Source organism: Gilliamella sp. Lep-s35 (assembly GCF_009795845.1).
Lineage (GTDB): Bacteria > Pseudomonadota > Gammaproteobacteria > Enterobacterales > Orbaceae > Gilliamella.
Map to the genome: position 1 here is coordinate 1 of NZ_WTEX01000071.1, position 942 is coordinate 942.

Sequence of the window (942 nt, forward strand, 5' to 3'; positions counted from 1 at the left end):
TTTGTTATTTAATAATTCTTACATCCACTTTCTCTTTTAAGCTATCTATTAAAGTGTAATCAGTAATTTTTTTACACTTTTCAATAAGTAATTTTTGTAGTGATTTCAATTCTTTTATAGCTTGTATATCCTCTAAAATGCTGTTTCTCGCTAATAATAATTCTTTTATTGGAAGCATTTCTATACCTGCTAATGCTTCTATTTTCGAACTATAAATATGAACAATTTGCAATTTTTGTAATTCTGACAATTCTTTAAGATTTGTATTAGGAAGTTTTGAAATCACCAAACTTTGCAAAGTGTGTGTGTTATTCAAATTTATTAGCCCTTTCCAATATTCACTACCTAAATGTTCAATTTTAGGGAATTTTGAAACATCTATTTTGAATTTTTGTTTATCCAAATAGAGCTTTTCCAAATTTTCAAGAAAATATATTCCCTCTGTATTAATTGCATTTTCAATAGTGCTTAATGATAAAATCTTTAGCTGTGTAGAAATTTTCTCAAACACTTTAAAATCTATTTTAACATCGCTATTCTCTCTCCCAAATATCCCTCTTAATTGAATTTGAGAAACTTTCATTTGAATGGCGTAATTTATCCCCTCTTCTAAATCGTTTGAATGAATTATTAAATACTTTCCATTCAAATTTTCTCTTATTGTTTTATCTAATGACATTTTATTCCTTTTCCTTTTTGATTATTAAATTTGGTTTCAAAGTCATCTGCTTTTTTTACAATATCATCGTATAGCGATTTGTTATTTAGTTCTGCGTCTTTTAGGAGCTTTTCTCCTGGTGAATTGATTGAGTTTTTAAATGTTGGGTCTTTTACAGCATTATTTCTTCTAATTAGTTCTGCTTCTACCATTAATCCTATTTTGTTATCCCCAAAATCAACGTGTATTCCTTGAGTCACATTAGCTTTACCTCCAACTCTTTG

General features: G+C 27.5%; 2 protein-coding genes. Both read right to left on the minus strand.

Annotation, left to right across the window (positions count from 1 at the left end; translation table 11 throughout):
- Positions 1–4: 4 nt before the first annotated feature.
- Complete coding sequence (locus tag GQ590_RS12035; protein WP_160409297.1) at positions 5–679, minus strand: hypothetical protein; 675 nt, start codon at positions 677–679, stop codon at positions 5–7.
- The coding region (locus GQ590_RS12040; RefSeq protein ID WP_237397886.1) for a hypothetical protein at positions 670–942 on the minus strand (273 nt) is incomplete at its 5' end. The genes GQ590_RS12035 and GQ590_RS12040, both read right to left, overlap by 10 nt.

Bases quoted from the DNA above. Each gene is read 5' to 3' on its own strand.
- GQ590_RS12035 (WP_160409297.1), bottom strand. From the start codon at position 679: ATGTCATTAGATAAAACAATAAGAGAAAATTTGAATGGAAAGTATTTA.